The organism is Micromonospora phaseoli (assembly GCF_900109115.1).
GTDB classification, from domain to species: Bacteria; Actinomycetota; Actinomycetes; order Mycobacteriales; family Micromonosporaceae; genus Micromonospora; species Micromonospora phaseoli.
This window is the reverse complement of sequence record NZ_FNYV01000001.1, coordinates 407,272-431,521: the sequence shown is the minus strand read 5'-3', so window position 1 is coordinate 431,521 and position 24,250 is coordinate 407,272. Positions and strand designations below refer to the sequence as shown.

The 24,250-nt window shown below is 72.6% G+C and carries 18 protein-coding genes; 3 read left to right on the top strand and 15 right to left on the bottom strand.

The genetic code is table 11. The annotated features are described in order from the left end of the window. Positions 1 to 4 precede the first annotated feature (4 nt). The gene (locus tag BMY89_RS01990; protein WP_232521004.1) at positions 5 to 844 is read left to right on the top strand and encodes a hypothetical protein; all 840 of its coding nucleotides are present in this window, start codon (positions 5 to 7) and stop codon (positions 842 to 844) included. 58 nt (positions 845 to 902) lie between these two features. Here the strand turns inward: BMY89_RS01990 and BMY89_RS01985 are convergent, their stop codons facing one another. The 4 genes from BMY89_RS01985 to BMY89_RS01970 form a co-directional block, all read right to left on the bottom strand. Beyond that, complete coding sequence (locus tag BMY89_RS01985) at positions 903 to 1,349, bottom strand: VOC family protein (RefSeq protein WP_092373948.1); 447 nt, start codon at positions 1,347 to 1,349, stop codon at positions 903 to 905. 382 nt (positions 1,350 to 1,731) lie between these two features. Then, the gene (locus BMY89_RS01980) at positions 1,732 to 2,913 is read right to left on the bottom strand and encodes a sensor histidine kinase (protein ID WP_092375377.1); all 1,182 of its coding nucleotides are present in this window, start codon (positions 2,911 to 2,913) and stop codon (positions 1,732 to 1,734) included. A gap of 29 nt (positions 2,914 to 2,942) precedes the next feature. Further along, positions 2,943 to 3,611: a response regulator transcription factor gene (locus BMY89_RS01975; protein WP_092373946.1), complete on the bottom strand. Its 669-nt coding sequence runs from the start codon at positions 3,609 to 3,611 to the stop codon at positions 2,943 to 2,945. 96 nt (positions 3,612 to 3,707) lie between these two features. Next, entirely contained in the window at positions 3,708 to 5,012 is a 1,305-nt protein-coding gene (locus BMY89_RS01970) for an outer membrane protein assembly factor BamB family protein (RefSeq protein ID WP_092373944.1), read from the bottom strand. Positions 5,013 to 5,061: 49 nt separating this feature from the next. On the opposite strand from BMY89_RS01970, the gene BMY89_RS01965 reads away from it, so the two are divergent. Next, positions 5,062 to 6,945: a DUF6311 domain-containing protein gene (locus BMY89_RS01965; RefSeq protein ID WP_307818768.1), complete on the top strand. Its 1,884-nt coding sequence runs from the start codon at positions 5,062 to 5,064 to the stop codon at positions 6,943 to 6,945. Positions 6,946 to 6,990: 45 nt separating this feature from the next. Here BMY89_RS01965 and BMY89_RS01960 read toward each other — a convergent pair whose 3' ends face one another. The 8 genes from BMY89_RS01960 to BMY89_RS01925 form a co-directional block, all read right to left on the bottom strand. Next, the gene (locus BMY89_RS01960; RefSeq protein WP_092373940.1) at positions 6,991 to 7,386 is read right to left on the bottom strand and encodes an AtzH-like domain-containing protein; all 396 of its coding nucleotides are present in this window, start codon (positions 7,384 to 7,386) and stop codon (positions 6,991 to 6,993) included. A 102-nt stretch (positions 7,387 to 7,488) separates the two neighbouring features. Then, positions 7,489 to 9,192, bottom strand: a complete 1,704-nt coding sequence (locus tag BMY89_RS01955) for a regulator (protein WP_092373938.1) — start codon at positions 9,190 to 9,192, stop codon at positions 7,489 to 7,491. Between the two features lie 12 nt (positions 9,193 to 9,204). Then, positions 9,205 to 9,897, bottom strand: a complete 693-nt coding sequence (locus BMY89_RS01950; protein ID WP_092373936.1) for a cysteine hydrolase family protein — start codon at positions 9,895 to 9,897, stop codon at positions 9,205 to 9,207. Positions 9,898 to 9,905: 8 nt separating this feature from the next. Then, the gene (biuH, locus tag BMY89_RS01945) at positions 9,906 to 10,595 is read right to left on the bottom strand and encodes a biuret amidohydrolase (protein WP_092373934.1); all 690 of its coding nucleotides are present in this window, start codon (positions 10,593 to 10,595) and stop codon (positions 9,906 to 9,908) included. Between the two features lie 18 nt (positions 10,596 to 10,613). Next, positions 10,614 to 12,503, bottom strand: a complete 1,890-nt coding sequence (gene atzF, locus BMY89_RS01940) for an allophanate hydrolase (RefSeq protein WP_092373932.1) — start codon at positions 12,501 to 12,503, stop codon at positions 10,614 to 10,616. An 86-nt stretch (positions 12,504 to 12,589) separates the two neighbouring features. After that, positions 12,590 to 13,255: a GntR family transcriptional regulator gene (locus BMY89_RS01935; RefSeq protein ID WP_092373930.1), complete on the bottom strand. Its 666-nt coding sequence runs from the start codon at positions 13,253 to 13,255 to the stop codon at positions 12,590 to 12,592. Between the two features lie 58 nt (positions 13,256 to 13,313). Beyond that, positions 13,314 to 15,149, bottom strand: a complete 1,836-nt coding sequence (locus BMY89_RS01930; protein WP_232521003.1) for a DUF6311 domain-containing protein — start codon at positions 15,147 to 15,149, stop codon at positions 13,314 to 13,316. Continuing rightward, positions 15,149 to 16,936: a DUF6311 domain-containing protein gene (locus tag BMY89_RS01925; RefSeq protein WP_092375368.1), complete on the bottom strand. Its 1,788-nt coding sequence runs from the start codon at positions 16,934 to 16,936 to the stop codon at positions 15,149 to 15,151. Before BMY89_RS01925 ends, BMY89_RS01930 begins: the two co-directional genes overlap by 1 nt. 448 nt (positions 16,937 to 17,384) lie before the next feature. On the opposite strand from BMY89_RS01925, the gene BMY89_RS01920 reads away from it, so the two are divergent. Further along, positions 17,385 to 18,584, top strand: a complete 1,200-nt coding sequence (locus BMY89_RS01920) for a hypothetical protein (RefSeq protein ID WP_092373928.1) — start codon at positions 17,385 to 17,387, stop codon at positions 18,582 to 18,584. Positions 18,585 to 18,768: 184 nt separating this feature from the next. Here BMY89_RS01920 and dxs read toward each other — a convergent pair whose 3' ends face one another. The 3 genes from dxs to BMY89_RS01905 all read right to left on the bottom strand — a co-directional run bounded on the left by dxs (position 18,769) and on the right by BMY89_RS01905 (position 24,239). Beyond that, complete coding sequence (gene dxs, locus BMY89_RS01915; protein WP_092373926.1) at positions 18,769 to 20,718, bottom strand: 1-deoxy-D-xylulose-5-phosphate synthase; 1,950 nt, start codon at positions 20,716 to 20,718, stop codon at positions 18,769 to 18,771. A 70-nt stretch (positions 20,719 to 20,788) separates the two neighbouring features. Further along, positions 20,789 to 22,048 (bottom strand): class I SAM-dependent RNA methyltransferase, encoded by a 1,260-nt coding sequence (locus tag BMY89_RS01910; protein ID WP_232521001.1) that lies wholly within the window; start codon positions 22,046 to 22,048, stop codon positions 20,789 to 20,791. Between the two features lie 115 nt (positions 22,049 to 22,163). Beyond that, a complete protein-coding gene (locus tag BMY89_RS01905) occupies positions 22,164 to 24,239 on the bottom strand; it encodes an APC family permease (RefSeq protein ID WP_092373924.1) in 2,076 nt (691 codons plus the stop codon). Between the last annotated feature and the right edge of the window lie 11 nt (positions 24,240 to 24,250).

Here is a 24,250-nt window from a genome sequence, read left to right as displayed (position 1 = left end):
CAGCATGTCCCAACCTCCGGACGAGCACCAGAACCCGCCGGCCGGCCCGCCCCCGGCCGCCGCACCTGGTTCGTACCCCCCGCCGGGTGCCGCCCCGTACCCGTCGATGGGTGACCAGTCGGCGCCGCAGCAGCCCGGCGGCTACCCGCCACCCCCCGGCGGCTACCCGCCCCCGCCCGGCACCTTCCCGCCGCCCGGCGTCGGCCAGCCGCCCGCCGGTCCGTGGCCTGCCGGTATGGGACCCGCCGGACCGCCACCGAAGAAGAAGTTCGGGGTCGGGAAGATCGTGCTGATCGTCCTCGCGGTGCTCCTGGTGCTCTGCGCCGGCGGTGCGACGGCCGTCTGGTTCGCGGTCAAGGACGAGGTCACCGAGACCGTGGACGCGAGCCGGACCCGGCTGGTCGCCCCGGACACCCTGGCCGGCCGACCGAAGATCACCGACCCGCAGTTGCAGCAGGCGGCCGACGACATGGTCCGCGAGATCCAGTCCACTGTGCAGAACGAGACCAGCGCGGTGGGCGCGTTCTACGGTGACCCGGCCCAGGAGGACCTCGTCATGATCGTGGGCGCGTCCGGCCTGATGTCCGACCCGCAGCAGGAGCTGGACGAGGCGATCAAGGGCCTGTCCACCCAGCTGGCGCTCACCAACATGACCTCCGTCGATCCGGGTCCGCTCGGCGGCGAGGCCAGTTGCGGCGACGGCCAGTCGGAGGACCTGCCGCTCGGGATCTGCGTCTGGGCGGACCGGGGCAGCGTCGGCACGGTCGTGATGTTCTTCTCGTCCCGCGCCGACGCCGAGGCCGAGTTCGTCACCATGCGCGGCCAGATCCAGCAACGCGAGTAGGCCGGTATCCGGTCTGAGCCGGGCCCCGGTCGCGTCGGCGACCGGGGCCCGGCGGGCATCAGGCCGGGGCCTCCCCCACCGTCACGGCCGGTCCGGAGCCGGGCTGGCCCTGCTCCGCCGCCGGCCGGGCCGCCGCCTTCTCGGCGGCGCTGCGCAGTACGCAGAACTCGTTGCCCTCCGGGTCGGCGAGCACCACCCAGCCGGCACCGGTCGGCCCGATGTGGTCGGCCACGTGCCGGGCACCGATGCCCAGCAGCCGCTGGACCTCCTCGTCCCGGGTCCGGTCGGTGGGCTCCAGATCGAGGTGCAGACGGTTCTTCACCGTCTTGCCCTCGGGTACCGCCAGGAACAGCACCTCCGGGCCGCCCGGGGGCAGCAGCATGGCCTCCGGGTCACCCGGGAAGTCGTCCGGCTGGCGGGGGCAGTCGAAGACCTGGGCCCAGAAACCGGCCAGGGCGTACGTGTCGTGACAGTCGATTCCGATGTTGTGGATCCGTGCGCTCATTGGTGTCCCTCTTGGTCATTGCCACCGGCTCCGCCGGCCTGTGGGCCGCGGACGTCGGGGCAGCCAGAACTGACGTGCCTGGTCCGCTGAGTTGCGGGACAGCAATCCCGCTACCGGGGTGCCCCGCGAGGGTGAGCGGTCAGCCGGCAAGGCGGGGCGCGGACAGCATCACTGAGATCATCGACGCACCCCCCTCCTTGATCGGGCTGACCCCGGGATCTTCGCACCGCCGCGTCCGCAGGGCAACCCTGGCCCCGGAGCCAGTAGGGCTATGCCGTGGGGTGCGCGGATGGACGTGTTGGTGCTGCGGCTGCCTGCCGGCGGCAGCAATGGGTGATCCGCCGAGTCCGGGCGCGCTGCCCGTATGAGCCCGAGCAGAGCGTCACCGTGCGACGTCCACCGTCGGCGCGGCGTCCGCCGCCGGCAGATCGACCGTCACCTCCAGGCCGCCGCCGGGCTGCGCCACGGCGGTCACCGTGCCGCCGTGGGCGTCGCAGACCGCCCGCACGATGGACAGGCCGAGGCCCGAGCCGCGGGCCCCGGTCCGTTCTCGGCCGCCGCGCCGGAAGGGCTCGAACAGCCCCGGTACGTCGGCCGGGTCCACCTCGAAGCCGGTGTTGCCGACCACCAGCCAGGACCGCTGCCCGTCCGAGCCGGTCCGCACCCAGAGCCGGCCGTGCAGGTGGTTGTAGCGGACCGCGTTCTCGATCAGGTTGCCGGCCAGTCGGTCCAGCAGCCCGGGATCGCCGACCACCGGCGCCGGCTCCAGCGAGGTCTGCACGGCCAGCTTGATCCGCTCCACCTCGCGGCGTACCGCGGAGAGCGCGTTGACGGTCCCGGCAGCCAGGTCGCACTCGCTGCGCCGGCCCAGGCGGCGGCCCGTCTGCGCCTCGCTGCGCGCCAGCACCAGCAGCGCGTCGACCAACCCGTTGGCCCGCTCCGAGGCGTCGCGCACCACGGTCGCCATCCGGCGGTACTCGGCCGTGTCGGCATCGTCGTCGCTGAGCGTCACGTCGATCTCGGTACGCATCACCGCCAGCGGCGTACGCAGCTCGTGCGAGGCGTTGGCGACGAACCGTTTCTGCGCCTCGAAGGCGGCGGCGATCCGGTCCAGCATCGCGTCGAAGGTGTCGGCCAGCTCGGCCACCTCGTCGTCGGCTCCGGAGTAGCAGATCCGCTGGTGCAGCGTGGTCTCACCGAGCCGGCGGGCGGTCGCGGTGACCTGGTGCAGCGGGCGCAGCGCCCGGCCGGCGACCGCGTACGCCCCGACCACACCGACCATGCCGATCGCCAGCAGCGCGGCCAGCCCCTTGGCCAGCAGCTCACCGGAGGCCGACTCGACCAGTTGCTGCTGCCAGGCGGCGGCCTCCAGGCTGCTGCCGTCGGCCAGCACCACAGTGGTGCCGGGCAGCAGCTCGTCGGTGGGGCGCAGCGCGTCGCGGACCAGCAGCCAGGCCAGCAGCACCAGGATCGCGCCCGCACCGACCAGCAGCACGCCGTTGAGCAGCGTCAACCGCAGCCGCAGCGTGGGTCGCAGCCGGGGCCGCCGTACCGTGGGACGCAACCGCAGGGCCGGCAGCCACGGGTGGCGGGTCACACCACCACCTCGGCCGTGCGGTAGCCGGCGCCGACCACCGTCTCGATCAACGGTGGGTCGCCGAGCTTGCGGCGCAGGGTCATCACGGTGACCCGGACGATGGTGGTGAACGGGTCGGTGTTGGCGTCCCAGACCCGTTCCAGCAGCTCCTCGCTGGACACCACCGCGCCCCGCGCCTTGAGCAGCTCGCAGAGCACCCCGAACTCCTTGTTCGTCAGCTCCACCGGCATGCCGCCTCGGGTGGCCGTCCGACGCGCCGGGTCGACCACCAGGTCGGCCACCGCCAGCACCGGCGGCGCCGCCGGGGTGGCCCGCCGGCCGAGCGCCTGCACCCGCGCGACCAGCTCGTCGAAGGCGAACGGCTTCGGCAGGTAGTCGTCCGCGCCGAGCTGCAACCCCTCGACCCGGTCGGCGACCGTGCCGCTGGCGGTCAGCATCAGCACCCGGGTCAGCGTGCCGGACGTGGCCAGCTCCGCGCAGATCTGATCGCCGTGCACCCCGGGCAGGTCGCGGTCGAGTACCACCACGTCGTAGCGGGTGACGAAGGCCATCTCGTGCCCGCTGTCGCCGTCGTAGGCGACATCCACCGCCATGCCGCGCTTGCGCAGCCCGCGTGCGATCGCGTCGGCGAGGTTGCGCTCGTCCTCGACCACCAGTACCCGCATGTCCCGCCTCTTCTCCACCTGGACCACCGACAACGTAGCCTCGCCGGCCAAGCCGACCGCACCGCAGGGCGTGGCCGGGAGCCTGGTGACGGCGGATCAGGCCGGCAGCTGCCACACCCCGAAGTCGCCGTTGTGCAGTCGGCAGGCAACGAGTTCGTACCGGCTCTGGCAGCTGCCGGCGGCACCGGCCAACACGTCGACCGTCCGGGGCCGCTCCTGCGTCGGATCGAGTCGAGCCAGCACCAGCCCCACGTCGGGCACCTGACGCACCCCGAGCATCTGCGGCGCGTACTCGTACCGGGCGACCAGCTCCCACGGCCCGTGCTCGGCCAGCACCTCCCCGCTGGTCAGGTCGAAGGTGACCAGGCCCTGCACCGCACCGCTGGATCCCGCCATCGCCGCCAACGCCCGCTGCTCCCCGGTCAGCAGGAGGTCGACGGTGCCCTCCTTGCTCCACCGCACCGCTCCGCTGGCCGGGTCGAGGGCCGTCATCCCACCGCTGGCCAGTCCGGTGCAGAGCAGCGGGCCGCAGGACGTGACGTAGGTGGCCGTCGGCACGGTCGCCTGCCAGCGTCGGACCAGTCCCTCGACGGTGTAGGCGGTGACGGTGTTCGAGTTGCGGATGACCACCACCAGGTCACCGATCACCGCCGCCTGCTGGTAGCCGGCCGGATTGTCGTCGGGCACGCCGAGGCGGTGCCGGATCGCCCCGTTCTCCGGGTCGATCACCACCACCTCGCCGTCCAGCGCGGAGAGCACGATGGTGTCCACCAGACCGTCCCGCTGGCGGTAGTCGACGCTGGCCACCGGCAACGGGATCGACCACAGATCGCGGGCGGTCGCCAGGTCGATCGACCACAGCTTGTCGGTCGTAACGTCGCCGAACGTACGCACCAGCGCCCGGCCGGGCTCGTCGAGGATCACGACCCCCGGCGTCCGCCAGCGCTCCTCACCGGTGCGGGCGTCGATGTGCAGGGTCTCGCTGGTCCCGGCGGACTCGCGGGCCATGGAGACCAGCACCCCGCTGTCGGCGACGGACTGCACCCGGTAGATCCGGTTGCCGATCGGCACCGGCACCCGCCACAGCGGCGCGAGGCGCTGCGGGGTGCCGGTGGCGCGCTCGGGTCGCGGATAGGCGAGCAGCTCCTGGCTGCCGTCGGTGACGCGCGGTAACGGTGTGACGGTGAAGACGTGTTCCTGGGTGAGGAACAGGTCGCTACCCAGGGCGGCGGGCACGGTCGCGTGGACCCGCCGGGCCGGCGGCGCGGCGCCGGCCAGGGTCAGCAGCCCGACCAGCGCCACGATCGCGGCCGACAGCCGACGGCTGCCGTGGCGGGGTCGGCGGCGGGTCGCTGGCGGGTCGGTCGGCTCGGTGAGCTCACCGAGGTCGATCAACGTCACGCTCGTCCTCCCCGCCGCGCACCCGACGCGCGGCCGTCACGTCCGTCGGATGCACCGGCACCCGCCTGTACGATGGCCCGTCGTGGCTGTGCCGGTGGTAGATCCCTCGCTGAACCCCGTCTCCGCGACCGTCGAGGCGGAACCGACAACACGACGTCCCCGACGCGGGCCGGTGCGCGCCGACGTGCTGGCCATCGGAGCCTACGTGCTGCTCGGTGTCCTCGTCTGCCTGAACTACTGGGCGGACGTGAACAACCGCGTCTCGTCCCACCTGCCCACCGACCACAGCTGGTTCGAGTGGCTCTTCGCGCACGGTGCGTACTCGGTGCGTCACCTCGAGAACCCACTGTTCACCGCCCAGCAGAACGCCCCTGACGGGGTCAACATGATGGCCAACACCTCGCTGCTCGGGGTGACCCTGCCACTGGCTCCACTCACCATGCTGCTCGGCCCCCAGGTGGTGTACGCGCTCTACCTGGGCGCCGCGCTGGCGGCGACCGCCGGCACCTCGTACTGGGTGTTGTCGCGGCACCTGGTGCGCTCGCGGGCGGCGGCCTTCGTCGGTGGCGCGTTCCTCGGGTTCGCGCCCGGCATCGTGCACCACGCCAACGGCCAACCCAACTTCGTCTCCAACTTTCTGCTGCCGCTGATCGTGCTGCGGGTGTTCCGGTTGGCCGAGCCGGGCCGCTGGCGGCGCAACGGACTGGTGCTGGGCCTGCTCGTGGCGTACCAGATCTTCATCAACGAGGAGATGCTGCTGCTGACGGCGCTGGCCTGCCTGGTCATCGTGATCGCGTACGCGGCGATGAGACCGCGCGCGGCGTGGGACCGGGCCCGGACGTTCGCCGCCGGCCTGGGCACCGGCGCTGCGGTGGCCCTGCTGATCACCGCCTACCCGATCTGGTTCCAGTTCAACGGCCCGCAGTCCTACCGTGGCCTACAGGGCGGGGTGTTCCACAGCTGGGGCGAGGACCTCGTCGCCTTCGTCACCTTCCCCCGCGACACGATCGCCGGCGACGAGGCGGTGGAGGCGACGATCGGGCTGACCGAGCAGAACACCTGGTTCGGCTGGCCGCTGGTGGTGCTGTCGGTGGTGGCCCTGGCGCTGCTGGTACGCCGGTCGCTGGTGGCCCGGATCCTCGCCGTGCTGGTGGTGGTCTTCTCGGTGGCCTCGCTCGGCCCGGAGATCCGGTTCAACGGCGAGCTGACCGGCATCGCCGGCCCGTGGTCGTACATCTCGGAGGACCTGCCGCTGGTCGAGATGATGATGCCTACCCGGCTGACCCTGGTGACCACCGCCGCGCTGGGCGTGCTGCTCGCGCTGGCCTGGAACGCGGTGGCCGGCACCCGCCGTCCGCCGGTACCGGCTCCCCGCGCCCCCGAGGGAGCGACCGGCACCGGACGGCTGCCGCGCTGGCAGCGGGTGATCGGGTACGCCGCGATCTCGCTCGCCGTGCTGCCGCTGCTACCAACCCCGCTGCCGGCCGAGCCGGTCGACCCGCCGCCGGCCTTCATCACCTCGGGCGCCTGGCGGCCGTACGTGCCGCAGGGCCGCACGCTGGTGCCGGTGCCCATCCCCAGCAACGTGCACGGACTGTCCACACTGCGGTGGAGCGCGCTGACCCAGCACGAGTTCCCGATCCCGGCCGGCTACTTCATCGGCCCCAACCTCGACGGCGAGGGCGTCTTCGGTGCGCCGAACCGCCCCACCAGCACGCTCGTCTACAGCAGCATGGACACCGGGACGGTGCCCGAGCTGACCGACGAGAACCGCCGGCAGGCGGTGGAGGATCTGCGCTTCTGGCGGGCGTCGGTGGTGGTGCTCGGCGCGCATCCCCGCGAGCCCGTGCTGCGGGAGCTGTTGACCGGGCTGCTCGGCGACCCGCAGCGTGTCGACGACGTCTGGCTCTGGGACGTGCGCGACCGGGTGTAAGGAAGGGCCCCCGGTTAACGCCTGCGGTAGAGCAGGGGCCCCCTGTTAACCGCCTGACCCCGGGTCGGGCAGCGGCTCGGAGACGTGGGCGCTCACGATGCGCCAGCCGGCCGGCAGGCGTACCCAGGTCTGGGTCTGCCGGCCGCTGGCGGCGCCGCCGGGGTACCCGAACCGGGTGGTGACGACCGCCAGATCCGCGCCGAAGGCGCTGACCACCGTGTCGACCAGCCGGCGGCCGGGTGGCAGCGGCGGCTGTACGGCCCGCCACTTGCGCTGCTCATCGAGCCCGTACTGATGATCGGCGATGCCGAAGCGGACCGTGGCCTCGGAGTCCCAGAAGTACCCGCAGATCCGGTCGGCGTCCCCGTCCATCAGCGCCTGCTCGTAACCGCCGAAGGCCGCCGTCACCTCGGCGACCACGTCCGTCCGGTCGATCTCCATGCGGTGAGTCCTCTCTGCGGGGGCGGGACGGCGCGTGGGAGCACCCGGCCGGGCGACGGCGGCTGGTGCGCGCCGCACCGCCGCCCGGCCGGGCGGTTCAGCTCAACTGCTCACCGCCGGCTCGCGCTTCTCACCGCCCGCCGCCCCACCGGCGGCAGCCGAGTCCGTGGCAGTCGAGTCCCCGGCAGCCGAGTCCGTGGCAGCCGGTGCCGCAGCGGCCGGTGCCGCGGGGGTGCTGGCGCCGTGCAGCCGGTCCAGCTCGATCTCCTCCGGATCGGGTACCCGTGGCGGGTACTTGCCGAGCGCGAAGATTCCGCAGATCACCGCCACGAAGAGATAGCCGAGCGCCACCTGCCCGTTGGCGTTCCACTGCACCTCCTCGCCGTGGATCAGGCCGATGAAGGCGAGCACCGCGCCCGACGCGGCGAAGACGGCCGCGTGGACGAAGCGTTTGTCGATGATGAACGCCACGATCGCGCCGAGCACCAGACCGGCGAGGATGGCGCCCTCGCCGAGGATCCGCAGGCCGTCGTAGACCACCCCGGCACCCGCGAGGGCCTCGTTGCCGACCTCGGCCGCCGTGGTGCCGGCCGCCGCGAGGGCGTTGTTCATCTGCCCGGTCGCCCAGGCCGCGATGTTGGGGATCAGCGCCGCCACCACCGCCGCGGCGTGTGCCCGAGGGGTCGCCTGGAACGCCTGGGCACCGATCAGCAGCCCGATGTAGAGCAGGATCGGCACGATCGCCGCGGTCGGGAAGATCGCGCCGAGCAGGGAGAACATCCCCAGGAAGCAGAGCAGCGCGATCACGATCCCGGTCGCCATCGAATAGCCGGTACGCCCACCGGCGGCCTTCCAGCCCGGGTGGCCGACGTAGACCGCTGGCGGGAACGGCGAACCGAGGGCGGAGCCGATGACCGCGCCGGCGCCGTCGGCGAGCAGGACGCTGCGCAGGTTGTAGTTGTCCCCGGCGGTGGCCGCGCTCTCCACGTTGGTCATCGCCTCGGTGAAGTTGTACACACCGAGCGGGATCGCGGTGGCCAGCAGTGGCGCCATGTCCGACAGCCCGCTCCACAGCAGATCGAGCTGGAAGGTGGGGAACGCGAACGCGATGTCCCGCGCCGCCGCCGTGACGTCCGGCACCGACATCGCTCCGCCGATCCAGCCGATCGCCGTGCCGAGCAGCAGCGCGGCGAGGCCGATCGGGAAGTTGAACGGCAGCTTCACGTCGGTGAGCAGGCCGATCAGCAGCAGCGCCAGCACCGGCAGGGCGATCCAGGCCATCCGCCACATCTGGCCGGCCGGGTTCATCGAGATGAAGGTGATGGAGATGCCGGCGAGGGTGCCGAGCAGCGCCGCCCGCGGCGTGTACCGGCGGATGTACGGGCCCACGAACGCGCCGATCAACACGATCACGCCGATGATGAAGGCCCACGCCATTCCCGCCTGCCAGGCCCGGACCGCGTCGCCGGTGCTCAGGTAGATCGGGAGCATGATGACGAAGATGACGATGAACATGTGCGGCACGCTCGGCCCGTACGGCAGGGCGGTCACGTCGGTGCGGTTCTCCCGCCGGGCCAGCCGCCGGGCCAGATGGGTGTAGTAGATGTTGCCGGCGACCAGGGCGATGCCGAGCGCCGGCAGGATCGTGCCGAACACCTCCCGTTCGGGGAGGTTCACCACGAAGAGGCAGAGCCCGGTCAGGGTGAGCACGTTGACCAGGACGTTGACGCCGAATCCGAAGAACGCGTTGGTGTCGCCGCGCACCCAGTACGGCAGCGGCACGACGGAGGGTTTGGTGGAGACCATGGCTGCTCCCGGTCAGGAGGAGGGTTGCAACACGGGGGTGGTGGGCAGCACGGCAAGCACGTCCGTGGAGTCGGCGACCCACCCGAAGATGCCGCCCTGGGCGGCGATCATGTCGAGCCCCACCCGCTGGAACTCCGGGAAGTAGGACCCGACACAGTCGGCGAGCACGAGGCACTCGTACCCGCGGTCGTTGGCCTCCCGGACCGTGGTGTGCACGCACACCTCGGTGGTGACCCCGGTGACCAGCAGGCTGCGGATCTGCTGGTCGGCGAGCAGGGCGTCCAGCCCGGTGGCGTAGAAGGCGCCCTTGCCCGGCTTGTCGATGACCGGCTCGCCCGGCAGTGGCGACAGCTCGTCGACGATGTCGTGGCCGTACTCGCCCCGGACGAGGATCCGGCCCTTGGGCCCGGGGTCGCCGATCCGCTTGCTCGGCAGGCCCCGGTTGAGCTTGGCCGGTGGGCAGTCGGAGAGGTCGGGCAGGTGCCCCTCACGGGTGTGCACCACGCTCAGTCCCGCCGCCCGGGCACCGGCCAGCAGTGCCGTCAGCGGCGCGATGGTCCGACGCAGCTGGCCGACGTCGTTGCCCAGGCTCTCGCCGAAACCGCCGGGCTCCAGGAAGTCGCGCTGCATGTCGATGACGAGCAACGCGGTGGTCGAAGGGTCGAAGGTGTACGGGGAGGGCCGCGCGGCGGCAACGGTCAACATGCGTTACCTCACTTGGTCGTGGCGGCGATGACGTCGTCGGAGGTGGCGACGCAGCCGAAGACGCCGCCCTGCATGGTCACCATGTGCAGGGCGGCGTCGTGGTTTCCCTTGTCGGTGGCGCCGGTGCAGTCGGAGAGGATCAGGCACTCGTAGCCCCGGTCGTTCGCCTCGCGCATGGTGGTGTGCACGCAGACGTCGGTGGTGATGCCGGTGAGGATCAGGTGGGTGATGCCCCGGGTACGCAGCACCAGGTCGAGGTTGGTGGCGTAGAAGGCACCCTTGCCCGGCTTGTCGACGACGACCTCGCCGGGGGCCGGGGCGACCTCGGGCACGATCTCCCAGCCCGGTTCGCCCTTGACCAGGATCCGGCCGCACGGGCCGGCGGCGCCGATCTCGGCACCGATCTGCGCCGAGCGCCAGCGCTTGTTCGACGGCAGGTCGGACAGGTCGGGGTCGTGCCCCTCACGGGTGTGCACGACCAGCATCCCGAGCGACCGGGCGTGCTCCAGCAGCCGGGCGGTGGCCGGCAGGCCGGCCCGGGTGAGGCCGATGTCGTAGCCCATCGCGTCGACGTAGCCGCCCGGCCCGCAGAAGTCGGTCTGCCAGTCGATGCAGAGCAGCGCGGTCCGCGCGGTGTCGGCCGCGCCGTCGTACGGCCACGGGTAGGGGTTCGCCGTTACCGGCCCGATCCTGCCCATCCTCTCCTCCTCCAGTTGTCATGTCCGGTGCGCCGCGGCGCGGCGGTACGCCCGCCACCCACCGGTGGCGCTGATGTCCTCGGCCTCCGGGCCGGCGGCGTACGCCTCGCAGAGGAACCCGAGCACGTCCCGCCCGTCGTGCAGGCGCACCCAGCCGAGCGAGAGGGGAGCCGGCACCCCGGCCAGCAGCTCGCCGACGGCGGTCACCGGCAGCCGCCACAGCTCGACCTCGATCGCGTGGCCGTCCGGATCTGCCGGGGCGAGGCGGACCAGGCCGGGCAGCCCTCCGCCGTCGGGGGTGTCCAACCGGTACAGCCGGTACCGGGGTGCCGTGCGGGCGGCACCGGCGAGGGTGGCGCCCCGGTCGGTCAGCTCGGCGTTGCGGGACTCGCCGGCCAGGTGTCGCCCGACGACCGCGATCAGTACCCGCGCCGGTCCGGCGGCCGACGCCACCCGGGCGACCGGCCGTCCGGCGGCGACGTCGGCGCGGTCGACGGCGGTGGCGGTGGCGGTGGCGGTGCGGTCTGCGGCGGTGGCGGTGGCGGTGCGGTCTGTGGCGGTGGCGGTGGCGGTGAACGCGGCGGCGAGCTGAGCCAGGGTGGTGTCGGTGAACGCCGGCCCGACCAGGGTCAGGCTCGCCGGTCGGCCGGCGGCGGTGAACCCGTTGGGCACGGTCACCGCGGCCAGGTCGAGCAGGTTGGCGAACTGGGTGTAGCGGCCGAGCATGGCGTTGCGCCCGATCGGGTCCTCGGCGATCTCGTCCAGCGTGAACGTCGTGCCGACGGTGGGCACGACCAGCACGTCGACCTCCTGCCACAGCTGGTCGACCCGGGCCCGCAGCTCGCGCAGCCGGTGCTGGCCCCGGAAGACGTCGATCGCGTCGTAGCGCCGGCCGGTCTCCAGCACGGCCCGGGTGACCGCCGCCACGGCCTCGGGATGCTCCCGCAGGAAGCCGTCCAGCCCGGCGAGCCGCTCGGCCACCCACGGCCCCTGGTAGAGCAGGTCCCCGGCCTCGAAGAAGGCGCCCAGCGGCACCGGCCGACCCGGGCCGACCAGAGCACGCAGCTGCTGGACCCCCGCGGCGAACCGCACCGCCTGCCCGGCGTCGCCGAAGAACTCCAGGTCTTCTGTACGGGGCACGCCGAGGCGTAGCGTCCCCGGCATGCGGGGTGCGACCCGCTCCACCGGCAGCGGACGGCCCCAGGGGTCGCTCGCCGGGACACCACGAGCGGCGTGCAGCACGTCGAGGCTGCCGCCGACGTCGGTGGCGAAGATCGAGACGCAGTCCAGCGAACGGCAGGCCGGCACCACCCCGACGGTGCTGAGCAGGCCCCGGGTGGGCTTGAGGCCGACGATGCCGTTGAGCGCCGCCGGCACCCGGCCCGAGCCGGCGGTGTCCGTACCCAGGGCGAAGCTGACCTGGCCGGCGGCGACCGCGACCGCCGAGCCGGAGCTGGACCCACCGGAGATGAGGCCGCCGCCGAAAACGCTTTCGCAGCTGCCGTACGGCGAACGGGTGCCGGTCAGGCCGGTGGCGAACTGGTCGAGGTTGGTCTTGCCGACGAGCAGGGCGCCGGCGTCGAGCAGCCGGCGGACCACGGGCGCGTCCTCGGCCGCCCGGTACCCGAAGTCGGGGCAGCCGGCCGTGGTGATCATGCCAGCGACGTCGATGTTGTCCTTGACGGCGAACGGGATCCCGTACAGCGGCAGCGTCGCGGGGTCACCGCTGCCGGCCAGCCACTCGGCGCGGGCCGACAGCTCCCCGGCCGGCACCGTGCTGATCCAGACCGGCCCGCCGGCCCGCCCGTCGAGCCCGGCGAGAACGCGCTCGACCAGGTCCGTCGGGGTCAGTCCCCCGTGCACGTACGCCGACCGCAGCTCCGAGACCGATCCGATCCGCTCTGGCATACAGTCGATTGTCGACCGTTCTGTTTCGAGAAACCGCGCGATACGTAACGACGCCATGACGGCGACCGGTGCGGGTGGCTCCGGGGCTACCCGAGGTAGGAACGCGCCCCATGGTCGGAGAGCACCGTGAGGACCGTCTCCGGGTCACCCGCGGTGACCGCCTCGAAGAGCCGCTCGTGCCGGTGCACCCCGTCCAGCGGTTGCGCCACCTCCGCCTCGCGACGCAGGTTGATCGCCATGTAGAGCTGCAACTTCACCAGGATCGAGTCGTACACCGCGGAGAGCTGCCGGTTGCCGGCGAGCGCCACCAGCGCGACGTGGAACGCCCGGTGCGACTCGGCGACCGCCAGCCGGTCGCCGGCCCGGGTCGCCTCCCGCATCTGGTCCAACGTCGCCCGCAGCCCCGCCAGGTCGCCCTCCCGCTGCACCGGGATCGCCGACCGCACCGCGAAACGCTCCAGCACGTCGCGCAGCTCGTACAGCTCCCGCACGTCCCGATCGGAGAGGGTGGCGACCCGAACCCCCCGCCGGGGCACGTGCTCGACCAGCCCCCGCTGGGCCAGCAACCGCAGCGCCTCGCGCAGCGGGGCGCGGCTGATCCCGAGCCGCCGGGTCAGCTGCTCCTCGACCAGCCGTTCACCCGGGTCGCTCCGGCCGCTGAGGAGTTCCCGGGTCAGCCGGTCGACCGCGAGGTCCACCAGGCTGACACTCTCCAGCTCGCCGTCCACCGGCGATGCGGCCACGTCGCTCACTCCGACGAGTCTGCCATCTGTCCGCGCAGCGCCGGCGCGGACGCGTCCTGCGGACGACTCAACCGACCAGCGCACGTACGTCCCAGACGAACGCTCCGCCGATCTCCCGGGCCGGGCCGAGCAGCGCCTCGACGGCGCGCCGCACCGGCTCGCCATGGTGCAGTCCACCCTGGACCACCACGGCCGCCCGCCAGTGCCGCAGGTCGGCTATCGCCTGCCGCCGGTCGGCGTCGGTGATCGGCGGCACCTCGCCGGTGTCCGCCACCCGACGGAGCAGCAGCGAGGTGGGCCGGTCCGGGGCACCCCAGCGGGCCGTCGGGTCGTCCGGCGCGCGCGGACCGATGAAGAAGCCGCCCGGCGCGGCGAAAGCCAGGCCGGTCCGGGCCGACCAGAACATCGCCGGGCTGCGGCCCGCGTTCGTCACCGGCGGCACCGCCACCACCGTCCGCCCCGACGGCACGTACGCCCGCCAGGTGCCGTCGGCGACGAAGGCCGGAACCGGCCAGGCCGGCACGGTGCGGATCGGTGTCGGTGCCAGCGGCAGCAGCGCGGCGAGCACCGCGCCGGCCCACAGCAGCCGCACCGGCACCGGCTCCCGGGCGGCCGGAGCCGGCGTCGTGGTGCCGGCGTCGCCCCCCGCCGGGTCGCCCCCCGCCAGGTCGCGCACCAGCCGGATCCGGTCGACGGAGAGGGCGACCAGGATGCCCAGCACCGGTATGCAGATCAGCGAGAATCGGGCCGGTACCACGTGGTCGAGCAGGGGCAGGTCGGCGATCAGCCGGTACGGACCGGGCAGGTCGGTGAACGCGCCGTCGAGGCGTACCCGCGCCCCCAGGGAGAGCAGGGCGAAGACCACCCCGCAGCCGGCCAGCGCCCGCACCAGTGGCCGACGCCAGAACCAGACGGTGATGATCACGGCCAGCACCAGCAGTCCCGGCCCGAAGAAGGAGTTCTCCTCGGTCGGATTCGGGGCCAGCAGGGTGGGCACGTGGTGGTCGCCGAGCACGGTCTGCCGGGCGGAGGCGGCGAACGACGCGGCGTCCAACTGGTAGCCGTGTGCGTGGAACGGCATCCCCCGGTAGTGGCCCGGGCCGAAGAACTGGAACCACAGCGGGTACGCCAGCAGCAGCACCGACAGCGCGGCACCGACCCCGATCCGGCCGGCCGTGGCCGGTGCCAGCCGGCGGGCGGCGGCCCGGTCGGCCAACGCGTACCCGAGGACGAAGACCCCGGCGGCCAGCGCCACGAAGAGCAGCACCTCCTCGCCGAGGAAGACCTGGTACGTCACGGCCAGGCCGAGCAGCACGCCGTCCCGCCACACCCGGCCGCCTCGCTCGGGGCGGAACACCAACGCCAGGATCACCGGCACCAGGAACTGGGCGCCCATGTGCAGGTGCGAGCCCGCCTGGGCGATCATGCCGGGGGCGAAGCCGCAGATCAGCCCGCCGATGGCGGCGGCCACCCGGGAGGCGACCAGGCGACGGCGCAGCAGCACGTACCAGGCGGTGGCGGTACCGGCGAGGCAGCTCACCACCGCCACCCCGAAGGCCGTCTGCGAGCCGAACAGCAGCGTGACCGGGGTCAGCGGGACGCCCAACCCGAGCACCGACGTGTTGGCCATCAGGTTCACCCCACCGGGGGCGTTGAGCGCGTCGCTCCACAGCGGGTTCTCCAACCCGACCACGGCGCGGGCCGCGTGAGCCAGCATCCACTCGAAGAGGATCTGGTCACCGGCCTGGTGGAAGAGGCGATCCGGACGCCCCCACTGCCGGCTGGTCAGCCAGACCGCCAGCGCGAGGTAGCCGACCACCACCAGCGCGTCGGGGGTACGCGCGGAGAGCCACCGCCGGCGGGCGGCGACCTCGCCACCGCGCTCGGTCGTGCCGACCGACATCAGGTCCGGGGGTCGGTCAGCGACCGCACGTCCCACACCCAGACGTCCAGTTCGAGACGGGCCGGGCCGACCAGTTGCTCGACGGTCTGCCGCAGCGGCTCGGAGTGCGGCTGCCGCAGCGGCAGCACCAGGACCGCCGCGCGCCAGGACCGCAGCTCGTCCAGGGATCGGCGGCGCTGACGGTCGTCCAGCTCCGGCGTCCGGCCGGTCGTGGCGACGTCCTCCAGCAGCCGCCCGATGCCGCTGGGGCGGCCGTTGAAACGGCCCGGGTCGCCGGTGTTGCCGTTGCGCGGAGCGAGGAAGTAGCCACCCGGGATCTTGAAGTCCAGGTTGGTGGAGGCGGCCCACCGCATGCCGTGGGTGTTGCCCATGCTCGGCACCGGGATCGGCACGAGCGTCTGCTCCGGCCCGACGTAGGCGCGCCAGCGGTCGGAGGTGATGAACTTGGGTACCGGGGGACGGGACGTCATCGGCAACGGCATCGGCGCGATCGGCAGCAGCGCCAGCACCAGGCCGGCGACGGTCAGCGTACGCACGGTCCGCCGGTCCAGCGACAGCGTGCGGGTCCGCTCGATGGCCAGGGCCAGCAGGATCGCCACGACCACGCTGGTGATCATGCCGAACCGGGTCGGCACCACCGCGTCGAGCAGCGGCAGCCGGACCAGCCACTCCCACGGTCCGACGATCAGCTCCCGGTCCCACCAGGAGATCCGCTCGCCGAGGGAGAGCACGGTGTAGAAGGCGGCGGTCGCGGCGAGCGCCCGGACCAGCACCTCCCGCCGGAGCCAGAGCACAATGCCGACCGCGATCAGCGCCAGGCTCCACCCGAAGAAGGCGTTCTCCTCGGAGTAGTTCGGGGCGAGGTTCACGTTCGCCCGCTGGTTGCCACCGATCGTCGGGGAACCGGGGGCGAAGTACGCGGCGATGTCGTTGCCGTAGTCGCGGACCGCGTCGCTGAGACCGTGGTAGGCCATCGGCCCGGCGAACTGGATGTACAGCGGGTACGCCAGCAGCGTCCCGGCGATCACCGTGCAGGTCGCCAGCGCCTTGGCCAGCGGCCGCCAGGCGGCCGACCAGAGCGCCGGCCGCTGGACGACCACCGCGATCAGGAAGATCCCGCAGCCCATCGCGGTGAAGAGCAGGATCTCCTCGTTGATGAACGCCTGCGCGGTGACCAGCAGGGCCAGCAGCGCGCCGTCCCGGTACGGCCGGGTCGATCGGGTGATCACCATGACCCGCCACACGATGAACGGCAGCAGGAACTGACTGATGATGTTCGGATGCCAACTGGCGTGCGACAGCATCGCCGGTGAGAAGCCGCAGAACCAGCCGCCCACGATGGCGGCGAGCGGGTTGCTCACCACGTGCCGGGACAGCACGAAGTACCAGGCCGAGGCGGTGCCGGCGAGGCCGAGCGTCACCAGCAGCACGAAGGTGACGGCGGGCCCGAACAGCAGGGTCACCGGCACCATCGGGATGCCCAGCGCGAGGATGGCCGTGTTGGCCATCAGGTTGACCCCGTCCGGGTAGTTGAACTGCTCGGTGAAGAACGGGAACTCACCGTGCAGCACCACCCGTACCGAGTGGGCGAGGAAGAACTGCACCTGGGCCGGGTCGCTGCTGTAGAGCGAGGCGACCCGCCCGGCCGGGTTCACCCAGATCTGACTGGTCACCCAGATCGCGGTGAGCAGGAACCCGCCGAAGACCGCGAGATCCTGCCGGCGACGCGTCCACCGGAATCGGCGCCGTCCCGCCGGAGCCGCCCCGGCCGCGTCGGCCGGGCGCAGGTCGGTCTTCGTCGCCGGGTCCGCGACGGCGCCTGCCGGGCGGGCGGCATCGGTCGCGGGCGGCACGTCGGTCACAGGCGCGGTGGTCGTGGGCGCGTCGGTCACAGGCGCGTCGGTCACAGGCGCGTCGGTCGTGGGCGCATCGGTCACGGGCGCGGTGGTTTCGGCCGTCGGGACTTGGCTGCGCGCACCCTCACCCAGCGTCACGACTTCGGACGAGGAGTCGGCGACGTCGGCGGATTGCGGCAGCGCGGCGGCGCGGGTCTCGGCAGGCGTCACAGTCGGCGGAGTCTACCCGAGTAGGGTAATAGCCCCAAAGTCAACTCGTCGTCCCTTGTGGCCGGTGTACGGCCGACACGACGCAGCGTAAGGCGGCGCGAACCACCGTCCGGACGTCTCGTACTATTGCCCTCCGACACGACGACCGACTCGATCGGGGGCGTAACAGGTGGCTCCAGTCCGCTGGCGCGGCTTGACCGCCACCGGCCTGTCTGCCCTGCTGGTCGCCGCCACCGCCTGCGGGCCGGTCGCCGAGCGCGAGCCACGGGACCTGCGGGTCGGCTACGACAGCATGGACGGCTCGCTGACCGTCTGGCCGCCACGTGGCTCGCTGGCCGAGGACGCCGCGGCCACGGCCGCCGTGACCGAGGCGGTCCGGGACTGGCGTTCGCCGGTGGACGACCGGGTGCACCTACCCTCGTCGGGCATCCTCTTCTCCGGCGAGGTCGACGGCGTCCCGCTGGCCCTGGTCGCCGCCTCGGTACCCGGTGAGTCCGCCTCGTGGCTGCTCCAACTCACCCGCGACGGCGACCGGTACGTGGTCAGCCACTCCACCGAGTACACCGATCCGGGCTACCTGGTCTACTCCGACGTGCTGCCGGTGCAGACCTCGGCAGGGCGGCGGTACCTCACCTCCGAGCGGGTCCGACGGCTGGTCGGACCGGACGGCCGCACCGTGTCCGGCACCGACGGGCTGACCGAACAGGTCGACGTGCCGCAGTGCCGGGCGGTGACGTTGACCGCCACCCTGCGGTCCACCGAGTCGCTGCCCCGCGGTCGCGCCGCCGACCGGCTGCTCGACCTCGGCACCGGCACCGCCGGCCCCCGCTACCCACTGGTCCGCGACGAGAGCGGCTCCGGCCGGCGTGCGCTGACAGATCTCGACACCTGCGCGCTGGCCGGTGAGGACGGCCCGTTCGGCAGCATCTCCCGGCGCGTCGGCGACCGGGACGTCCCGCAGTCGGTGCCGGCCTCCTGGCCGAAGGCGAAGGTGGCGGTGCGTACGCTCGGCGAACTTGCCCTCGGTGGCGGCGAGCCGGCCGAGTTGGAGCAGCTCACCTGGGAGACCGCCGACGGCACGATGAGCGCCGTCGTCTACCGCCCTGCCGATGCGGGCCCGGTGGTGCTCTCCCCCGCCGACCGGACCAACCCGCTGCAGGTCTACGAACTGCCGGTGCCGGGTCAGTCGCTGGTCGTGCTGAGCTGGCGCTCCACCAAGGACACCACGTTGTCGGTGCCACCGAACACGACCCGCCTGGTCGACCGTCCGGGCCTGGTGGTGGCTCCCCTCCCCGAACGCAGCGAGACCTTCAGCCTCGCCGCCGACGAGAAGACCCACTACCGCTCCGCCGGCTCCCCCCGCCGCTAACCCCCCACCCCCCCCACCCCCCACCTCCCGCGATCATGCAGTTGTGGCCCCTCACAACGGGTGCATTCGTCACTTAAGAACGACCACAACTGCATGATCGACGTGGTGCGGCGGCGGTGACCCTGCGTCAGGGGTTCCGGTGTTGCCCGGGCACGCCCGGGGGGGGAGGGCTTTGGTGGGGGTGTTAGTTGGGGGTGGGGGTGTTGGGGGTCAGGGTGGGCGGCTCGACGGAGTCGGCGTCGAGGCGGGAGATCCAACCGGTGACGTCGCGGGCCACGTCCTGGGCGGTCAGCCCGAGGTCGGCCAGGATCTGGTTGCGGGAGCCGTGCGGGTGCCAGTCGGCCGGCACGCCCAGATCCCGCAGCGGCACCCAGACGCCGGCGTCGCGCATCGCCTGGGCAAGGGCGTCGCCGACGCCGCCGACCCGGACGCCGTCCTCGACCGTGACCACCATCCGGTGGCCGGCGGCCAACTCCACCAGCTCGGCGGGGACGGGGCGGACCCAGCGCGGGTCGACCACGGTGACCCCGTAGCCCTGCTCGGCCAGCCGGGCGGCGACCTCCACGCCGAGCTGCCCGAAGGCGCCGACCGCGACCAGCAGCACGTCGGTACGCGTCGACTCCACCAGCACGTCGACCGGCCCGACCCGGCGCACGGCGGGCAGGTCCGCGATGACCGTACCGGTCGGGAAGCGGACCACCGTCGGGCCGTCGTCGACGGCGACCGCCTCGCGCAGCTCCTCGCGCAGCGTGGCGGCGTCCCGGGGCGCGGCGATCCGCAGACCCGGCACCACCCCGAAGACCGACATGTCCCAGATGCCGTAGTGGCTCGGCCCGTCGGGGCCGGTGATGCCGGCCCGGTCAAGCACGAAGGTGACCGGCAGCTTGTGCATCGCCACGTCCAGCAGGACCTGGTCGAAGGCCCGGTTCAGGAAGGTGGCGTAGACCGCCACGACCGGGTGCAGCCCGCCTAGCGCCAGCCCGGCGGCCGAGGTGGCGGCGTGCTGCTCGGCGATGCCCACGTCGTAGGTGCGCTCCGGATACTTGTGGGCCAGCTTCGCGATGCCGGTCGGCTCGGCCATGGCGGCGGTGATGCCGACCACGTCGGGCCGCTCGTCGGCGATCGCGACCAGCTCGTCGGCGAAGACGTGGGTCCACTTCACCGAGGGCGCGGCGGTGGACTTGCCGGTGGCGATGTCGAACGCGCCGGGGCCGTGGAAACAGTCCGCCTCGTCCTCCTCGGCGGGACGGTAGCCGTAGCCCTTGCGGGTGACCGCGTGCACGATCACCGGGCCGCCGAAGTTCTTCGCCGCGCGCAGCGCCACCTCGACGGCGGCGACGTCGTGCCCGTCGACCGGGCCGACGTACTTGATGCCCAGGTCCTCGAACATCGCCTGCGGGGCGACCGCGTCCTTGACGCCCTTCTTGACCGCGTGCAGCACCTCGTACATCGGCTTGCCGACCAGCGGGGTCGAGCCGAGGGCGTCCTTCACGGCGTCGAGGACCTTCTCGTACCCCGGGTTCAACCGCAGGGTGGAGAGGTGGTCGGCGAGCCCGCCGATGGTCGGCGCGTACGAACGGCCGTTGTCGTTGACCACGATCACGAGTGGGTTGCTGGTGGCGGCGATGTTGTTCAGCGCCTCCCAGCACATGCCACCGGTGAGCGCGCCGTCACCGACCAGAGCGACGACGCTGCGCGACTCGCCGCGCAGCGCGTACGCCTTGGCCAGCCCGTCGGCGTACGACAGGGCGGTCGAGGCGTGCGAGTTCTCGATGATGTCGTGTTCGCTCTCGGCCTGGCTGGGGTAGCCAGAGAGCCCACCGCGCTGTTTCAGCTGGTCGAAGCCCTGCTGACGGCCGGTGATGATCTTGTGGACGTACGCCTGGTGACCGGTGTCGAAGAGCAGCCGGTCACGGGGAGAGTCGAAGACCCGGTGCAGCGCGAGGGTGAGCTCCACCACGCCCAGGTTCGGGCCGATGTGCCCGCCGGTACGCGACACCTTGGCGATCAGGAAGTCGCGGATCTCGGCGGCGAGGATGTCCAGTTCGGTGGCGGACATCCGCTTGACGTCCTGGGGACCGTGCACCGTGGCCAGCAGCCGGCCGTGTTTGGCCGTGTCCTCTTCAACACTCATGAGGGCAGAGTCTATCGGCCCTCGCGCAGCCCGCACCCCGGTCACCGCGGCCTCGCCGCTGAGCGCCAGGTCAGCCCGGCAGCAGCAGACCGACAAGCTCCACGTGCTGGGTCATCGGAAACAGGTCGTAGCCGCGTAGCTCCGCCAGCCGCCAGCCCAGGCCGGTGAAGACCCGGACGTCCCGGGCGAACGCGGCCGGGTCGCAGGCCACGTACGCCACGGCGCGTGGCCCGGCGGCCACCACGTCGCGCACCACCCGGGCGCCGGCCCCCGACCGGGGCGGGTCGAGCACCACCACGTCGACCGGTCCGGTGATCCGTCGACGGGTCAGCGCGGTCTCCACCCGGGCCGCCACCACCTCCACCACCGGCAGGTCCCGCAGGTTCTCGCGGGCGGCGGCGACGCCGTCGGCGGCGGCCTCGACCAGGGTGATCCGACCGCCGGCACCGACCCGGCCGGCCAGCGCGGCGGCGAACAGGCCCGCCCCGCCGTAGAGATCCCAGGCGATCTCCCCCGGCTGCGGGTCGGTCAACTCCAGCACCGCCGCGACCAGGGTGTCCGCCGCGGCGGGATGGACCTGCCAGAAGGACGAGGCGGGCAGCGACCAATCCCGGCCCGCGGCCCGTTCCCGGACCTGATCCGGGCCGCTCACCACTTCGGTACGCCCGGCCGCCACCGCGGTCACCGCCACGTCCCCGCCGGTGGAGGCGACGGCCTCCACCGCCTCGGCGTCCGGCCAGGTGACCCCGGCGGAGGTGAGCACCGGCAGGTCCTGGATGGCCGGGTGGGCGATCAGGCAGCGGTCGACCGGTACCACCTCGTGCGAGCGGTGCTTGAGCAGCCCGGCCCGGCCCGCCGCGTCGACCGCGTAGCGGACCCGGGAGCGCCAGCCGAGCGGGCCGCCCGGCAGCGGCTCGACCCGGACGCCCAGCGCGTCGCACTCGGTCTCGTCGAGGCCGCCGAGTCGAACGAGCTGTTCGCGGACGACCTTGGCCTTCCAATCGAGCTGGGCCGGCGGGGCGACGTGTTGCAGATCGCAGCCGCCGCAGCGACCCGGCCGGGCGTACGGGCAGGGCGGGGTGACCCGGTCCGGGGCGGCCTCCAGCACGCTCACCGCGTCGGCCCGCACGAACCCCCGGTGCACCTCGGTCACCTCGGCCAGCACCCGCTCGCCGGGCAGGGCGTGCCGGACGAAGACCACCTGGCCGTCCACCCGGGCCACGCAGTGCCCACCGGGGGCGACCGCCGCCACGGTCAGCTCGACCCGCTGGGCCTCCTCCAGGCCACCGCTCACCGCCGCGCCGCCAGTCACCGCTGCTCCCCCGCTCACCGCTGCTCCCCCGCTCACCGCCGCCGCTCCGCTCACCGCTGGCCCCCGCTCGTCGCCCCTCACCGCCGCGCCCCCGCTCACCGCCGCCGCCCCGTCGCTCACCGCTGGCCCCCGCTCACCGCTGCTCCTCGTTGGATGGTGGGCTCTGCTCGGGCGGGGCGGAGCTCGCCGGCGCATCGGTCGGTGACGGGGTGCTGCGCGGGGCCGCCCGGGGCCCTCGGACCAGCCCTCGCGTGAGGGTGGCGTCCATCCGGTCGAGGTCCTTGCCCGCCGTCGAGGCGAGCTGCCACGGCACGCTGGTCACCATCACCCCCGGCTCGAACAGCAGCCGGCCCTTCAGCCGCAGCGCGCTCTGGTTGTGCAGCAGGTTCTCCCACCAGCGTCCGACGACGTACTCGGGGATGAAGACGGTGACCACGTCGCGCGGCGAGTCCCGACGGACGCCGGCCACGTAGTTCAGGATCGGGCGGGTGATCTCCCGGTACGGCGAGTCGATCACGGTGAGCGGGATCGGCACGTCACGGCGATCCCAGTCGGTCTGCAACTGCCGGGTGTCGTGATCGTCGACGTTCACGGTCACCGCGGTGAGCGTGTCCGGCCGGGTGGCCTGGGCGTACGCCACCGCCCGCAGGGTCGGCTGATGCAGTTTGCTGACCAGCACGATCGCGTGGTTACGGGCCGGCAGCACCGGCCGACCGTCGTCCGGGGCCAGTTCAACGGCGACCCGGTCGTAGTGCCGACGGATGGCCAGCATCAGCACGTAGATCAAGCCCATCGCCACGATGGCGATCCAGGCGCCGAGCAGGAACTTGGTGATCAACACGATGACCAGCACCGCGCCGGTCATCGCCATGCCGAAGGTGTTGATGGCGCGGGACCGGACCATCCGGCGACGGACCAGCGGGTCCCGCTCGGTACGGAGCCGCCGGTTCCAGTGCCGGATCATCCCCGCCTGGGAGAGGGTGAACGAGACGAAGACGCCCACGATGTAGAGCTGGATGAGCTTGGTCACCTCGGCCTGGAAGCCGACGATCAGCAGGATCGCGAAGGCGGCCAGGAAGATGATGCCGTTGGAGAAGGCGAGCCGGTCACCCCGGGTGTGCAGCTGCCGCGGCAGGTAGCGGTCCTGGGCGAGGATCGAGCCGAGGACGGGGAAACCGGTGAACGCCGTGTTGGCGGCCACGAAGAGGATCGTGGCGGTCACCCCGACGACCAGGAAGAGCAACACCGAGCCGGACCCGAAGATCGTTTCGCCGAGCTGGGCGGTGACCGTCTTCTGCACGTACCCGTCCGGTCCGGAGACGATCTGCAGGCCCGGATTCTCGACGAACTGCAGCCCGGTGAGCCGGGCCAACCAGACGATGCCGACCAGCATCGTCACCGAGACCAGACCGAGCATCAGCAGGGTGGTGGCGGCGTTGCGGCTCTTCGGCGCCTTGAAGGCGGGCACCCCGTTGGAGATCGCCTCCACGCCGGTGAGCGCGGCGCAGCCGGAGGAGAAGCTGCGCAGCAGCAGGAACGCCATCGCCCAGCCGCTCGTGTCGTGCCACTCGGCGGCGATGACCAGGTCGGCGCTGGGGGCGCGCAGGTCCTCGCCGAGCACGACGACCCGGACCAGCCCGGTGAGGATCATGCCGATGATGACGATCATGAAGCCGTAGGTGGGGATGGCGAACGCGCTGCCCGCCTCCTTGAGGCCGCGCAGGTTCACCGCGGTCAGCAGCACTACGGCGGTGACCGCGATGAGCACCTTGTGCGTCGCCACGAAGGGGATCACGGAGCCGAGGTTGGCCACCCCGGAGGAGACCGACACGGCGACCGTCAGCACGTAGTCGACCAGCAGCGCGCTCGCCACCCCCACGCCGGCGCGCGGGCCGAGGTTCACCGTGGCCACCTCGTAGTCACCGCCCCCCGAGGGGTAGGCGTGCACGTTCTGCCGATAGCTGGCCACCACGGTCAGCATCACCACGACGACCGCAAGGGCCACCCACGGCGAGAAGACGAAGGCCGAGGCGCCCGCGATGGAGAGCATCAGCAGGATCTCGTCCGGCGCGTACGCCACGCTCGACAGCGCGTCCGAGGCGAAGACGGGCAGGGCGATGCGCTTCGGCAGGAGGGTGTGCTTGAGCCGGTCGGACCGGAACGGTCGACCGACGAGCAGCCGCTTCAGCAGGGAGGTGGATCTGGCCACAACGGCAAAGC

Coding starts and splice junctions, on each gene's coding strand:
- atzF (WP_092373932.1), bottom strand. CDS start 12,503: ATGCCAGAGCGGATCGGATCGGTCTCGGAGCTGCGGTCGGCGTACGTG.
- BMY89_RS01975 (WP_092373946.1), bottom strand. CDS start 3,611: ATGCGGGTACTGGTGGTCGAGGACGAGCGCAACCTCGCCGACGCGATC.
- dxs (WP_092373926.1), bottom strand. CDS start 20,718: ATGAGTGTTGAAGAGGACACGGCCAAACACGGCCGGCTGCTGGCCACG.
- BMY89_RS01960 (WP_092373940.1), bottom strand. CDS start 7,386: ATGGAGATCGACCGGACGGACGTGGTCGCCGAGGTGACGGCGGCCTTC.
- BMY89_RS01985 (WP_092373948.1), bottom strand. CDS start 1,349: ATGAGCGCACGGATCCACAACATCGGAATCGACTGTCACGACACGTAC.
- BMY89_RS01965 (WP_307818768.1), top strand. CDS start 5,062: ATGCACCGGCACCCGCCTGTACGATGGCCCGTCGTGGCTGTGCCGGTG.
- biuH (WP_092373934.1), bottom strand. CDS start 10,595: ATGGGCAGGATCGGGCCGGTAACGGCGAACCCCTACCCGTGGCCGTAC.
- BMY89_RS01955 (WP_092373938.1), bottom strand. CDS start 9,192: ATGGTCTCCACCAAACCCTCCGTCGTGCCGCTGCCGTACTGGGTGCGC.
- BMY89_RS01990 (WP_232521004.1), top strand. CDS start 5: ATGTCCCAACCTCCGGACGAGCACCAGAACCCGCCGGCCGGCCCGCCC.
- BMY89_RS01950 (WP_092373936.1), bottom strand. CDS start 9,897: ATGTTGACCGTTGCCGCCGCGCGGCCCTCCCCGTACACCTTCGACCCT.
- BMY89_RS01930 (WP_232521003.1), bottom strand. CDS start 15,149: ATGTCGGTCGGCACGACCGAGCGCGGTGGCGAGGTCGCCGCCCGCCGG.